Annotated in this window: 10 protein-coding genes; 4 read left to right on the top strand and 6 right to left on the bottom strand. The window is 72.1% G+C overall.

The window, feature by feature from the left end; translation table 11 throughout:
• Positions 1-116: 116 nt before the first annotated feature.
• Together NBM05_RS00710 and NBM05_RS00705 are read right to left on the bottom strand one after the other, a co-directional pair.
• On the bottom strand, positions 117-758 hold the full coding sequence (locus NBM05_RS00710) for a DUF1345 domain-containing protein (RefSeq protein ID WP_254164272.1): 642 nt from the start codon (positions 756-758) through the stop codon (positions 117-119).
• Positions 759-845: 87 nt separating this feature from the next.
• Positions 846-2,051 (bottom strand): MFS transporter, encoded by a 1,206-nt coding sequence (locus NBM05_RS00705; RefSeq protein WP_254164271.1) that lies wholly within the window; start codon positions 2,049-2,051, stop codon positions 846-848.
• A 533-nt stretch (positions 2,052-2,584) separates the two neighbouring features.
• Between NBM05_RS00705 and NBM05_RS00700 the strand changes: the two genes are divergently transcribed.
• From NBM05_RS00700 to NBM05_RS00685, 4 genes are all read left to right on the top strand, one after another.
• Positions 2,585-3,955, top strand: a complete 1,371-nt coding sequence (locus tag NBM05_RS00700) for a CitMHS family transporter (RefSeq protein ID WP_254164269.1) — start codon at positions 2,585-2,587, stop codon at positions 3,953-3,955.
• 177 nt (positions 3,956-4,132) lie between these two features.
• Positions 4,133-4,579: an NfeD family protein gene (locus NBM05_RS00695; RefSeq protein ID WP_254164267.1), complete on the top strand. Its 447-nt coding sequence runs from the start codon at positions 4,133-4,135 to the stop codon at positions 4,577-4,579.
• 35 nt (positions 4,580-4,614) lie between these two features.
• The gene (locus tag NBM05_RS00690) at positions 4,615-5,889 is read left to right on the top strand and encodes an SPFH domain-containing protein (protein ID WP_254164265.1); all 1,275 of its coding nucleotides are present in this window, start codon (positions 4,615-4,617) and stop codon (positions 5,887-5,889) included.
• A 151-nt stretch (positions 5,890-6,040) separates the two neighbouring features.
• A complete protein-coding gene (locus NBM05_RS00685) occupies positions 6,041-6,376 on the top strand; it encodes an RNA polymerase-binding protein RbpA (protein WP_254164263.1) in 336 nt (111 codons plus the stop codon).
• Positions 6,377-6,583: 207 nt separating this feature from the next.
• Here NBM05_RS00685 and NBM05_RS00680 read toward each other — a convergent pair whose 3' ends face one another.
• The 4 genes from NBM05_RS00680 to NBM05_RS00665 form a co-directional block, all read right to left on the bottom strand.
• Positions 6,584-7,333 (bottom strand): polyprenol monophosphomannose synthase, encoded by a 750-nt coding sequence (locus tag NBM05_RS00680; RefSeq protein ID WP_254164261.1) that lies wholly within the window; start codon positions 7,331-7,333, stop codon positions 6,584-6,586.
• A 109-nt stretch (positions 7,334-7,442) separates the two neighbouring features.
• Positions 7,443-8,357, bottom strand: coding sequence for a hypothetical protein (locus tag NBM05_RS15535; RefSeq protein ID WP_309248083.1), 915 nt, complete (start codon positions 8,355-8,357; stop codon positions 7,443-7,445).
• Positions 8,354-11,290, bottom strand: a complete 2,937-nt coding sequence (locus NBM05_RS00670) for a DEAD/DEAH box helicase (protein ID WP_254164259.1) — start codon at positions 11,288-11,290, stop codon at positions 8,354-8,356. Before NBM05_RS00670 ends, NBM05_RS15535 begins: the two co-directional genes overlap by 4 nt.
• Before the next feature lie 72 nt (positions 11,291-11,362).
• Positions 11,363-13,720, bottom strand: coding sequence for an FdhF/YdeP family oxidoreductase (locus NBM05_RS00665; protein ID WP_254164257.1), 2,358 nt, complete (start codon positions 13,718-13,720; stop codon positions 11,363-11,365).
• Between the last annotated feature and the right edge of the window lie 49 nt (positions 13,721-13,769).

The raw sequence follows: 13,769 nt of genomic DNA, 5'->3' as shown, positions 1-13,769 counted from the left end.
GTGCGAGCGGGGCCGCGCCGGACGGGGCCGCGCCGGACGAGGCGGCGCCGGGAGGATCGTGAGCCGACGCGGCGGACTCGCGGCGTCGGCCCACGGGGAGCGGCCCGGCCGGGGGCCTAGATCGAGATGGCGTCCACCACGAGGTTGATCGCCGTGGCGATGATCGCCGCCCCGAACACGTACGAGATGATGCTGTGCCGCAGCACGATCACCCTGACCTCACGGTCCGACACGGCGGTGTCCGTGATCCCGTAGGTCATTCCCACGGCGAAGCTGAAGTAGAAGAAGTCCTGGTAGGTGGGCGGCTCGTCGGTGTTGAAGTCGATGACCTTCCGCGACGGGTCCCGGTAGTAGATGTAGGCGTACCGCGCGGCATACATCGTGTGGAGGCAGGCCCACGTGCCGAAGGCGGCCAGCAGCGCCAGGATGGCCGCGCCGTCGTCCGACCCCTGGTTCCCGAGCACCAGCACCACCAGGATGCCGGCCAGCCCGCCCAGGGTCGCGACGACGACGATGACCTCGTCCACGAAGGGCTTGAAGTCCTCGCGGTAGGCGAAGTCGCGGGTGCGGTCGGCGTCCATGGGCCACAGCACGGCGAGCCCGGTCACCGCGAACAGCGCGGCCGCGACCGAGATCGCCGTGAGCAGCGCGATGTGGGGGAGCAGGGTCACGGCCAGGAGCGCGGCCCCGGCCGTCAGCCCGGCGACGAGCGAGCCGAGGCCCCTGACGACGGCGCGGGAGAGGAAGCTGACGGGCATTCGGGTGCACCTCGCATCGGCCGGGCCGCCCGGGCGGCGTTTCGCTCACGCTACCTCACGGCGCGGACGGGCGCGGCTGATCCCGGGTCACTCAGAGCGGGCGCGCCCGCTCCGTGCCGCCGCGGCCACCAGCAGCGCCAGCGCCACCCCGGTCACGCAGGCCATCGCGGCCGGTCCGCCGAGGGACTCCGCGAGCACCCCGGCCGCCGCCGTCGCCGCCGAGGAGCCGAGGTTGTGGGCGGTGTTGACCCAGGTCGAGGCCGAGTTCTCCCGGCCCGCCCCACCGGCGTCGTGCGCCGCCAGGTACGCGGCCACCAGCACCGGGGCGAAGAACAGCCCGGCCGCCGCCAAGAGGGCGCCCGCGGCCACCGGACCCGCGACCAGCCCCATCGGCGCGCTCAGCGCCACGAGCAGCGCCGCGGAGACCGTCAGCTGGCGGAACGGCCCCCCGGGGAGCCGGATCGCGCCGTAGGCCAGGCCGCCCAGCGCGCTGCCGACCCCGAACAGCGCGAGCACGACGCCGGCCGCGCCCGCACCCCCGGAGTCGGCCAGCTGGAGCGGCACCATGACGGTCAGCGCCCCGGAGACCCCGCCGGCGACCAGGACCGGCACCAGGAGGCGGACGAAGCCCGGCTCGCGCAGGACCGATCGGGGCCTCGCGACGGCCGAGGCGCCGGCCGCGGCGGGACCCAGGCGCCCGACCACCGGCGTCGCCGCGAACCCCAGTCCGCCGAGCATCGCGAGGCCCGCGAGCCCCAGCAGCACCGCCTCGGGCGGGAGGACCGCCAGCGCGAGGCCGCCGAGCGCGGGCCCGGCGAGGAACAGCAGCTCCTCGCACACGGCGTCGAGGCTCAGCCCGCGCCGCAGCAGCTCCCGGTCGGGGGCCAGGCGGCCCCAGGCCACCCGCATCGTCGGTCCCAGCGGCGGCGCGCAGGCCCCGATCACCGCCGCCAGCAGGATCAGCACGACGCCGGAGGCCCCCCACGCGCTGCCCGCCGCGAGCCCCGCGATGGACAGGCCGAACAGCACCGTGAGCACCGCCAGCACGGGACGGGCGCCGTGCCGGTCGATCAGCCGGGCCCTCACCGGCGCCAGGACGCCGGCCGTCGCGCCGTAGGCCGCCACCGCGAGGCCGGCCGAGCCGATCGACCCCGTGGCGGCCGAGACGGCGTAGAGCATCGGCAGCACGTCCATCGCGTAGGCGGCGCGCCCCGTCAGCGCGGCGCCCAGGGTCGGCGCCGCGCCGGGAAGCCTCAGCGCGTCGAGGTAACGCGGATCACGGGATGACGGCACGGTGACCATCGTGGCACGCCGCGTCCCGTGGAAAGCTCATCGGCGCAGGTCGGAACGGGTTCGGGGCGCATTCCTGCACGCGGCGGAGCCGGACGGGCCGGCGCGCGGGCGCACCCGTGGGATCTCGCGCGGCCTGTGGATAACTCTCGCGCACGACGCCGGCCGGGTGAGCGGCCTCGGAGGACGGGGGTCGCGCGGCAGGAGCACATGGCACGGGTCCGAGGACGTGGCGCATGCCGCGCGGGGGATCGCGCGGACGGTCTACTTTACATAATGTAGATTATCGGCTTATTGGGACGGGCCGTAGCGGAGGCTCCATGTCGCCTCACGCGGGCGCTCACTTTGACACACGCCACACCGCGCTGGGAACCTTTGGGGGGCCCGCGGGCGGGCTCGACGTCGAACCCGCCCGGCCAACCTCTCGTCGCAGCCGTGGGCCCGGCTGCGATCCGCCGGACGATCGCGCCTCGACGGAGAACCGACGGGTTCGGCGGACCTTCGCCTCGCACCCCAGAAAGGTCTCCACCGAGCACATGAGCGAACCATCAACGATGCTGACGATAGCCGGCCTCGGGATCATCGTCGTCACGGTCGGGCTGCTGATCTGGGGCCGCGTGTCCCCGGTCGTCGCCATGGTCCTGATCCCCATCACGGGCGCCCTCGTCGTCGGCTTCGGGCCGGGCGACGTCGGCGACTTCTTCTCCTCGGGCCTCGCGTCCGTCATAAGCGTGGTGGTGATGTTCATCTTCGCCATCATCTTCTTCGGGATCCTCTCCGACGCCGGACTGTTCGACCCGGTCATCCGGGGCCTGATCCTGCTGACCCGCGGCCGGGTGATCCTCGTCACGGTGGGCACCGTCCTGATCGGCGCGATCGCCCACCTGGACGGCGCCGGCGCCACCACGTTCCTGCTGACCGTGCCCGCGCTGCTCCCCCTGTACCGGGCGCTGAACATGAGCCGCTACCTGCTGCTCCTGCTGATCTGCCTGAGCGCCTCGATCATGAACATGGTCCCGTGGGGCGGCCCGCTGATCCGCGCGGCCGCCGCGACCGGCACCGAGCCCATCCAGCTGTACCAGCCGCTCATCCCGCTGCAGGGCATCGGCCTGGGGCTGCTGATCCTGCTCGCCGCGGCCCTCGGGGTGCGGGAGACGCGCCGGATCCGCGTGGGGGTCGCCGCCGGTCGCCTGCAGCCGGTGGGCGACGTCGACATCCGCACCATCGCCGACGACTTCAGCCAGCGCCAGGTCGAGGACCGGGCCCACCTCAAGCGCGACCTCAATGGCGGCCGGGTCGTCTACTGGCTCAACGTGGTGCTGGCACTGGCCGTGGTGGCCACGATGCTGGCCGACATCCTGCCCCCGGAGCTCGCGTTCGTCATCGGCGTCGCCATCGCGCTGCCGCTGAACTTTGGCAACGCCAAGAAGCAGATGGAGCGGGTCAAGGCGCACGCGCCCAACGCGCTCATGATGGCCGCAGTGATCATCGCCGCCGCGGTGTTCCTCGGCGTGCTCAACGACTCGGGCATGCTGGAGTCGGTCGCGCTGTCGCTGCTGGAGGTCATCCCGGAGGGGCTCGGCCAGTACCTGCACCTCGTGGTGGGCTTCCTGGGCGTGCCCATGGACATGCTGACCAGCACCGACGCCTACTACTTCTCGGTGCTGCCGCTCGTGGACGCCACGGCCGGAGGGTTCGGGGTGGACACCGCCTCGACCGCCTACGCGCTGATCGTCGGCAACATCATCGGGACCTTCGTCAGCCCGTTCGCGCCCGCGATGTGGCTCGCGCTGGGCCTGGCCGAGGCCAACATCGGCCAGCACATCCGGTACTCCTTCCTCATCATGTGGGGTTTCAGCATCGTGCTGCTGCTCTGCGCGGTGCTGATGGGCATCATCCAGGTGTGAGGCCCGCTCGGGCGGCGCGCGCACGGCGTCGTCCGCATCCTCGGGCCCACGAGGCACGACGCCGTCCGGGAGGGTTCGCCCGCCCGGGCGGCGTCGTCGCGAGACACGGTGCTGGCAACCGGGGTCCCGGGCGGGCACCATGGAAGGAAGCACAACCTGAAAGGACGTGGACGAACCGTGTGGTTCCTCGCAAACCCGTGGGCGATCTGGCTGATCGCCGTCCTGGTGCTGGGGCTGATCGAGATGTTCTCGCTGCAGTTCTTCTGCCTCATGATGGCCGGCGGCGCGGTCGTCGCCGGGGTCGCCTCGTTCTTCACCGGCAACTGGGTCATCCAGGTGCTGGCGTTCGCGGTGGCGTCGCTGCTGCTCATCATCCTCGTGCGGCCCTCGCTCATGCGGCGGCTGACACCCGATGACCCGCTCACCCGCAACAACGTGGAGGCGCTGATCGGCGCCCGCGTCGAGGTCCTGGAGACCGTGACCGCCCGCCAGGGCTTGGTGCGCCTCGAGGGCGACACCTGGTCCGCGCGGCTCGACGGCGACGTCGTCCTGCCCGCGGGCTCGCTCGCCCGCGTGGTGCGGATCGACGGCGCGACCGCCGTCGTCGCCCCGGCCACCCCCTGAACCTGCCCCACTCACCGCCACCCTAGGAGGAACCCATGGGAGGATCCATCGCACTGATCGTGCTGTTGGCCCTGCTGATCATCTTCGTCGCGATCGTGCTGTTCAAGGCCGTGCGCATCATCCCGCAGGCGCGCGCGGGCATCGTGGAGCGCCTCGGCAAGTACCACGCGACGCTCAACCCCGGGCTCCACTTCACGGTGCCCTTCATCGACCGGGTGCTGCCGCTGATCGACCTGCGCGAGCAGGTCGTCTCGTTCCCCTCGCAGTCGGTCATCACCGAGGACAACCTGGTGGTCGGGATCGACACCGTCGTCTACTTCCAGGTCACCAACTCGCAGGCCGCGACCTACGAGATCACCAACTACATCCACGCGGTGGACGAGCTGACCAGCGCGACGCTGCGCAACGTCGTCGGCGGCCTGAACCTCGAGGAGACGCTGACCTCGCGCGATCAGATCAACGCCGAGCTGCGCGGGGTGCTGGACAGCACGACCGGCCGCTGGGGCCTGCGCGTGTCCCGCGTGGACATCAAGGAGATCAAGCCGCCGATGTCCATCCAGGACTCGATGGAGAAGCAGATGCGCGCCGAGCGGGACCGCCGCGCGGCGATCCTGACCGCCGAGGGCCAGAAGCAGTCGCAGATCCTCACCGCCGAGGGTGAGCGCCAGGCCGCCATCCTCTCCGCCGAGGGCGACGCGAAGGCCGCGATCCTGCGCGCCGACGGCGAGGCCCAGGCCGTGCACAAGGTGTTCACCGCGATCCACCGCGCCAACCCCTCGCAGAAGCTGCTGAGCTACCAGTACCTGCAGACCCTGCCCAAGCTCGCGGAGGGCAGCGCCAACAAGCTGTGGTTCGTCCCGACCGAGCTGGGCGACGCGCTGCGCGGCATCGGCAAGGTCTTCGGCGACGGCGGCTCCTCGTCCATCGACCCGCTCAACCCCTTCGCAGGCGGCGCGGACGAGGAGGAGGCGGCCGAGGAATCGGCCACTCCGGAGGACTCCATCGTGGACTCCCCCGAGCTGCGGATCACCGAGGAGGACCTCAAGGCCGATCCCAACCGGACCATGGTGGACCCCGACGACTTCGAGATGCCGGCCTCGAGCATCGACCCGGACGCGCCGCTGGAGGTCGAGCCCCGCGAGGAGCCCGTCGCCGACGCCCGCTCCGAGCGGCGCGACGAGCGGAAAGCCGCTGTGGAGGACAAGATCGCGGAGAAGTCCGAGACGATGAAGCGCAGCCAGTCCCCCGACGACGCCGCCCCGCCGGCCGACGGGAACCAGCCCGACGCCGGGCCGGAGGCCTCCCGCTGATCGACCCGCCTCCCGCTGATCGACCCGCCTTCCGCTCCCCCGCCCGGGCCCCGGCCGCGGGCGGGGGTGTGGGAGAATCGGGAATAACCGGGCGCGAGCGGGCGTTGAATCCGCAGATAGACCGCGTCCATTGGAAGGGATGACAGCATAGATGAGTGATCGCAGCCTGCGCGGCATGCGCCTGGGTTCGCAGTCCATGGAGACCGAGGCCGGCGTCGAGCCCGCCGCCCGCCAGCGGGTCGAGTACCGCACCTCCGACGGCGAGCGGGTCTTCGTGACCTTCGCCGCCGAGGCCGAGATTCCGGCGTCGTGGACCGCGAAGTCCGGCAAGGAGGCCCTCCTGGTCGACGGCTCCGGGCCGCAGGAGAGCAACGAGAAGCCCATTCGCACGCACTGGGACATGCTCCTGGAGCGCCGCAGCATGGAGGAGCTCGAGGAGACCCTCCAGAAGCGCCTGGAGTTCTACCGGGAGCGGCACGCGCTGTAGGTCTCGCGGCACCCGGTCCCGGCGGACCGGGAGGCACAACGTCGAAGGGCCCGGACACCTCTCTCAGGTGTCCGGGCCCTTCCGTGTCCGGAGGCGTCAACGCTCGGGGGTGTCAATGCCCCGAGGACGTCAGCGTCCCGGGGCCGCGTACGGAGGGCGCCGACGTCCAGGTGCCACAGCGCCCCCGCGCATCAACGTCCCGGCGCATCAGCGTCCCAGCGCGGCCAGCTTCCGCGAAAGGGTCTTGGCGCGGGCGGTGAGGCCCCAGCGGGTGATGCGGCTCATCGACTCGACGATGATGGATCGGTCCATCTTCGAGTCGCCGATCTCGCGCTCGACGAAGGTGATCGGGACCTCCACGACCTTCAGGCCCGCGAGCTCCGCGCGCCAGCCCATGTCCACCTGGAAGCAGTAGCCCACCGACTCGATGCTGTCCAGGTCGATGCGCTCGATCGCGCTGCGGCGGAAGGCTCGGTAGCCGGCGGTGATGTCGTGGATGCGGGTGCCCAGCACGGCCCGGGTGTAGGTGTTGCCGCCGCGGGAGAGGAACTGCCGGTGCCACGGCCAGTTCACGGTCTTGCCCCCGGGCACGTAGCGGGAGCCGATCGCGAGGTCCGCGCCGTCCTCGACCGCCGTCAGCAGGCGCCCGAGCTCCTCCGGCTGGTGGGAGCAGTCGGCGTCCATCTCCACGAGGACCTCGTAGCCGTGCGCGATCCCCCACTTGAAGCCGGCGATGTAGGCGCCGCCGAGCCCGCCCTTGCCCTCGCGGTGCAGGACGCGGATGTTCGCGTCCTCGGCGGCCATCCGGTCGGCGAGTTCGCCGGTGCCGTCGGGGCTGTTGTCGTCCACCACGAGCACGTGCACGTCCGGCTGGGCCGCACGCAGGCGCTGCACGACGACGGGCAGCGCCTCACGCTCGTTGTACGTGGGGATGACAATCAGAGTTCTAGAGTCCACAGTTTAAGTCTCCTGAGCGCGCCGGACCCGCGGCCCGCGCGCCTCGTTCGTTGGGTCGCGAATCAGTATAGCGGCGCGACCCTTCGGGGGCCGACCGCGCGCGCCGGGATCACCCGATCGGGTGGTCGGCCTCCCCCAGGACGGCCAGCTCGGCGCGCGGCGCCGGGCCGGAGCCGAGCTCGGGCAGCAGCGGGGTGCGCGCCCGCGGGTCGGTGCTCCACGCGGCGATGCGCGAGTCGGCGGTCTGGACCATGAGCGAGGCGGCGCGCCAGGCGACGAAGCGGGCGGGGGCGTCGGGCACGATCTGACCCGCGAACGGGGCGCCCGCGGCGAACGCGCGGAGGACGCCCCTGGTCTGGGCCGTGACGGCGGCGCGCGACGGCACCCCGGTCTCCTCCGAGTCCAGCCGCAGCGCCTCCTGCGCCACCAGCCACGGGTTCTGCGGGGCCTCGGGGTCCACGGCGCGGGCCAGGCCCACCGGCACGCCGTCCCGCAGCGCCTCGCGCACGACGTCGATCCAGGCGCCGCCCTCCCCCGTCGCCTCGACCATCAGCGGCGTCCGGGGGTCGGCCCGCGCGGGCAGATCGTCCGCCCAGGCGAGGGAGCCCGGGGCCGGCACGGCCTGTTCCCCCTCCGCGAGCCCCAGGTACGCGTCGCCGGAGTGAGCGGCATCGGGGCGGGTGGCACCGGTGTTCGCGCCGCCGGTGCTCCCGTCCCCGGGGTGGACGCCGCCGCGCAGGACGACGCCGGTGTAGCCCGCCTCCACGAGCCGGCGGCGCTCCGCGGGCCCGGGCGCCGCGGCGAGGACCCCCGCGAACCCGGGCGCGACCAGCAGGCCGTCCAGGTCGACGGTCTCCACGCGGTGGTCCGTCAGCGAGTCGGCCCCGGCCTCCTGGCCCACCCACGCGATCCGCCCGCCCTGGACGAGGACCGCGGTGGCGAACGGGTCCACCGGGCTGTAGACCGATCCGTTGCGGTACATCACCGTCCGCGGTGCGGGCTCCCCCGCGCTGTGCTGGCTCATCGTGCGTCCTCGTCCTCCTCCACCGGGTCCTCGCCGGCCGGTCGATCGTCGTCGTCGGTCTCTTCCGCGGCGGGGGGCGCGCCGTCGCGCGCCCACGGCCCGCCGCCCCACGCGTCGGCGGCGCCGGACTCGTCCGCGTAGGCCGCCGGGTCGGCCGAGTCCAGCTCGTGCACGACCACCCCGCGCTTGATCAGCCGGATCGCGGCCTCCGCCCCGGCCCGCAGGTGCGGATCACCGGTCGCGTGCCCCAGCTGGTCCAGGGCGTCGATGGCCTGCTTCGTGGCCCGGACGAAGTCGCCGGCCACGAGGCCTGACCCCTCGAGGCTGCGGGCCAGGCTGTCCCCCCGGGCCCACCGGTACAGCGGCCACATGAGCCCGACGTCGGGCACCGGCGTCTCCGGCAGGCGGTGGCGCCGCTCCGCGGAGGTGAGGTCGCTCCAGAGGCCGTGCAGCTCGCCCACGCGCCCCCCGAGGTCGGCCGGGTAGGTGCGCAGGAAGGGGGTCTCGTCGCGCTTGCCCGTGTAGATCAGCGGCGTCATGGCCGCGCACAGCGCCGCGGAGTCGAGGCCCTGGAAGTAGCCGGCGTTCAGCGCCTGGGCGATCAGCAGGTCCCGTTCCCCGTAGAGCTTGCGCAGCGGCTCGCCGATCGGGGCGAGCTCGGGCGCGCCGGCGGTCGTGCGCCGGATGTAGCCGTACTCCTCCAGCAGCCGCAGGATCTGCTCGAAGCGCTGGGCGATCGTGTTGGTCCGGGAGTCCACCTGGCGCCGGAGCGCGTCGGTCTCGCGGCGCAGCTTGGTCCAGCGGTGGAACCACCGCGCGTGGTCCTCGCGCTCGGAGCACCCGTGGCACGGGTGGGACTCGACCAGCCCGCGCAGGCGCTGGATCTCGTCCCGGTCCCGGTCGACCGTCCCGAAGGTGCGCTGCCGCGGCGTCGAGACCTCCCGGGGCGGGCGCTGCTCGGCCAGCGCGTCCCGGACCCGCGAGGACATGTCCCGCCGCTCCTGCGGCGTGCGCCCGGTGAAGTGCTTGGGCACCCGCGCGCGGGAGACCGGCTCCACCTCCCCGGAGAAGTCGCGCGCGGTCACGTGGCGCAGGTGCGCGGACATGGTCACGACGCTGACCCGCACGCTCACGCCGAGCTCCGGCTTGGCGACGACCACGGCCGGCCCGGGGCTCTTCCCCCACGGCACGTCCACGACGTCCCCGGGCAGGAGCAGCTGCAGCGACTCCTCGGCCGCCGAGCGGTTGGCGAGCTTCCGGTCCCGCGAGGTCTTCTTCTCGAGCTGGTTCAGCGCGTACTTCAGCTCCGCGTACTCGACGTAGTCGCCGAGGTGACAGGTCATCGACCGCTCGTACCCGGCCAGGGCCTTCTCCTGGCGGCGGATCTTACCGGCCAGGCTCACCACGGAGCGGTCGGCCTGGAACTGGGCGAAGGACGACTCGAGGATGCTCCGGGTCCGCTCGGCCCCGAACTGGCTCAGCAGGTTCACCGACATGTTGTAGGTGGGCTTGAAGCTCGAGTAGAGCGGGTAGGTGCGCCGCGAGGCGAGGCCCGCGATGGACTTCGCGTCCATCCCCTCGTTCCACAGCACGACGGCGTGGCCCTCGACGTCGATCCCCCGCCGCCCGGCCCGCCCGGTCAGCTGCGTGTACTCGCCCGGCGAGATGTCCACGTGCTGCTCACCGTTGAACTTGGCGAGCTTCTCCAGCACCACGGAGCGGGCGGGCATGTTGATGCCCAGCGAGAGCGTCTCGGTCGCGAAGACGACCTTCACCAGCCCCTCGGAGAACAGGTGCTCCACGATCTCCTTGAACAGCGGCAGCATGCCCGCGTGGTGCGAGGCGATGCCGCGGGTCAGGCCCTCGCGCCACTCGTCGAAGCCCAGCACCCGCAGGTCCTTGAGCTCGACGCCGGCCGTCGCCTCCGCGATGTAGGCCCGGATGAGCTGCGCCTGCCGCTGGTCGGTCAGCCGCAGGTCGTAGTCGATGCACTGGCTCACGGCGTCGTCGCACGCGGCGCGCGAGAAGATGAAGTAGATGGCCGGCAGCAGCCCGGCGCCGTCCATCTCCCGCAGGACCACCGGGCGCGGCGCGCGGCGGATCCGGGAGGGGCCCGGGCGGTGGCTCCCCCGCGGGCCGCGCTTGCCGCGGCCGTAACCGCGGCGGGAGGTCGCCCTCAGCAGGTCCGGGTTCACCGCGAGGCTGTCGGCGCCCTCGCGGCGCACGATGTCGGCCGCGCGGCTGATCGTCGTGTCGTCCGAGAACAGGTCGTAGAGGTGCGAGCCCACCAGGACGTGCTGCCACAGCGGCACGGGCCGGTGCTCCGAGACCACGACGCGGGTGGAGCCGCGCACGGTGTCGAGCCACTGGCCGAACTCCTCGGCGTTGGAGATGGTCGCCGAGAGCGAGACGATGCTCACCGAGTCGGGGAGGTGGATGATGACCTCCTCCCAGACCGCGCCGCGGAAGCGGTCGGCGAGGTAGTGCACCTCGTCCATCACCACGTAGCCCAGGCGGTCCAGGGTGTCCGACTGCGCGTAGAGCATGTTGCGCAGGACCTCGGTGGTCATGACGGTGATCGGCGCCTCGGGGTTGATCGAGATGTCCCCGGTCAGCAGGCCCACGTTCTCGGCGCCGTGGAGGGCGGCGAGGTCGCGGTACTTCTGGTTGCTGAGCGCCTTGATCGGCGTCGTGTAGAAGGCCTTGGTGCCCTGGGTGCGGGCCAGGAAGACCGCGAACTCCCCCACCACGGTCTTGCCCGCCCCGGTGGGCGCGGCCACGAGCACGCCGTGGCCGTCCTGGAGGGCCTGGCACGCCTCCTGCTGGAAGTCGTCCAGCCGGAAGTCCAGCGAGGACTCGAAGCGGCCGAGGGGCGTCTTGAGGTGCTCTTGACGGGCCTTGGCCGCGAGGTACTGATCGGCGAATCCTGGCATGGGTCCATCCTATCGACTGGAAGGGCCCGGCGTCGCACCCGGCGGGGCGGTCCCCCGCCGGGCGCGGGCCCGTCAGCCGGCCGCGGGGGCGATCACCACGTGCACGCTCTTCATGATCGGCTGGTCGGACTGCCGCGAGTAGTCCTCGATGCCGATCAGGGCGTTCATCTCCGGCATGTAGCCCGCCGCGCTGCCCCGGGGCGTGTCGTAGCGCAGGGCCGTGTAGGAGCGCAGCTCGCGGGTGCTGCCGTCCAGGGAGGTGGAGACGATGTCCACCGCGGTCCCCTCGGCGATGCCGCGCTCGCGCATGTCCTCCTCGTTCATGAGGACGACCTCGCGGCCGTTCTTCACGCCCCGGTAGCGGTCGTTGTTGCTGTAGATGGTGGTGTTCCACTGGTCGTGGGAGCGCATCGTCTGCAGCACCAGCGTCTCCGCGCCCTCCGGGATCGCCTCGGGCAGCTCGGCCGCGGAGAACTCCGCGAACCCCGAGGCGGTGACGAACTCCCCCTCGCGCGCCGGCTGCGGAATGCGGAATCCGCCGCGGTTCTGGATCAGCTCGTTGAATCCCTCGAAGCCGGGCAGCACGCGGGCCATGACGTCGCGGATGCTCGCGTAGTCGCCCACGTACCGCTCCCACGGGGTGGCCGAGTCCGGCAGCGTCGCCCGGGCGATGCCGCCGATGATGGCGGGCTCCGAGAGCAGGTGCGGGGAGGCCGGGCGGCGGGTCCCGTGGGAGACGTGGACCATGGAGAACGCGTCCTCGACGGTGACCCCCTGCGGACCCGACTCCTGCAGGTCCTTCTCCGTGCGGCCCAGGCACGGCAGGATCAGGGCCTTCTTGCCGTGCACGAGGTGGGACCGGTTGAGCTTGGTGCTCACCTGGACGGTGAGCTCGCACCGGGCCAGCCCCGCGGCGGTGTGCTCGGTGTCCGGGGCGGCCAGCACGAAGTTCCCGCCCATGCCGACGAAGACCTTCACGTCCCCGCGGTTCATGGCTTTGATGGTCTGCACCGTGTCCAGGCCGTGCTCGCGCGGGGAGACGATCCCGCACTCGCGGTCCAGCGCGTCCAGCAGGGCGGGCGCGGGGTGGTGGTTGACGCCGCAGGTGCGGTTGCCCTGCACGTTGGAGTGGCCGCGCACCGGGGACGGGCCCGCGCCCTCCCGGGCGATGTTCCCGCGCAGCAGCAGCACGTTGGCGATCTCCCGGATCGTGTCCACGGCCTGGCGCTGCTGGGAGATGCCCAGGCACCAGGCGATGATGGTGCGCTCGGACTCGAGGTACACCTTCGCGGCGGCGCGGATCTCCGCCTCGCTCAGGCCCGACTGGCGCACCAGCTGCTCCCAGGGCGTCGCCTCGACGACGGCGCGGTACTCCTCGAGCCCCTGCGTCTTCTCCTCCAGGAACTGCGTGGCCAGGACGGACGGGTCCGCGGCCGCCGCCTCGAAGACGACCTTGGCGATGCCGCGCATCAGGGCGAAGTCCCCGGAGGGGCGCACCTGCAGGTTCATGGTCGAGGTCTGGTGCGTCTTGAAGCGCGCCATGTCCTTGAGGTCGTGGGGGACGATGGTCCGCGTCGAGGCGGCCTCCCGCAGCGGGTTGATGTGGACCACCTGCGCGCCGCGGTCGTGGGCCTCGGCGAGCGCGGTCAGCATGCGGGGCGCGTTCGACGCCGCGTTGACCCCCAGGAGGAAGAGGGCGTCGGCGTTCTCCCAGTCGTGCATGTCCACGGTGCCCTTGCCGGTGCCGATGGAGGCGGTCAGCGCGCGACCCGAGGCCTCGTGGCACATGTTGGAGCAGTCGGGCAGGTTGTTGGTGCCGTACTCCCGGGCGAAGAGCTGGTAGAGGAACGTGCCCTCGTTGCTGAGCCGCCCGGAGGTGTAGAAGGAGGCCTGGTCGGGGCTCTCGAGGGCCCGGAGCTCCTCGCCGATCATCGCGAACGCGGACTCCCAGGAGATGGGGTCGTAGTGGTCGGTCCGCGGGTTGTAGACCATGGGGTGGGTCAGGCGGCCCTCGTTCTCGAGGTCGAAGTCGGTCCAGGTGGACAGTTCGGTGACGGTGTGCGCGGCCATGAACTCCGGCGTCGTGCGCTTGCGGGTCATCTCCCACGTGACGTGCTTGATGCCGTTCTCGCAGATGTCGAGCTTGAGGCCCTTCTGGTCGTCGGGCCACGCGCAGCCGGGGCAGTCGAAGCCGCGGGGCGACTGGTTCATGGTGAACATGGCCTTGGTGCCGGCCAGGGGCGCGCGCTGGGTGGCGATGATGCGTCCCACGCTCAGGGTGGCGCCCCAGCCGGCGGCCGGGTGGTGGTAGGGGTCGGAGGTGATGGGCCCGGTGGCGGCGGGTCCGTAGCCTCCCTGGCGCGGCATCTTGCTGAGCAGCCCGACGGCGGTGAAGGACTCCGAGTTCGGGTCCGTTTGGGTGGGTTCCACGGTGAACTCCGTTTCAGAGGCGAGGACCAGGGGTTTCCTACCTCAAGGA

This window comes from Rothia santali (genome assembly GCF_024199905.1).
Taxonomy (GTDB): domain Bacteria; phylum Actinomycetota; class Actinomycetes; order Actinomycetales; family Micrococcaceae; genus Rothia; species Rothia santali.
This window is presented reverse-complemented; position numbering and strand designations above follow the sequence as displayed.

Bases quoted from the DNA above. Each gene is read 5' to 3' on its own strand.
- NBM05_RS00700 (WP_254164269.1), top strand. From the start codon at position 2,585: ATGAGCGAACCATCAACGATGCTGACGATAGCCGGCCTCGGGATCATC.
- NBM05_RS15535 (WP_309248083.1), bottom strand. From the start codon at position 8,357: ATGAGCCAGCACAGCGCGGGGGAGCCCGCACCGCGGACGGTGATGTAC.
- NBM05_RS00670 (WP_254164259.1), bottom strand. From the start codon at position 11,290: ATGCCAGGATTCGCCGATCAGTACCTCGCGGCCAAGGCCCGTCAAGAG.
- NBM05_RS00690 (WP_254164265.1), top strand. From the start codon at position 4,615: ATGGGAGGATCCATCGCACTGATCGTGCTGTTGGCCCTGCTGATCATC.
- NBM05_RS00685 (WP_254164263.1), top strand. From the start codon at position 6,041: ATGAGTGATCGCAGCCTGCGCGGCATGCGCCTGGGTTCGCAGTCCATG.
- NBM05_RS00710 (WP_254164272.1), bottom strand. From the start codon at position 758: ATGCCCGTCAGCTTCCTCTCCCGCGCCGTCGTCAGGGGCCTCGGCTCG.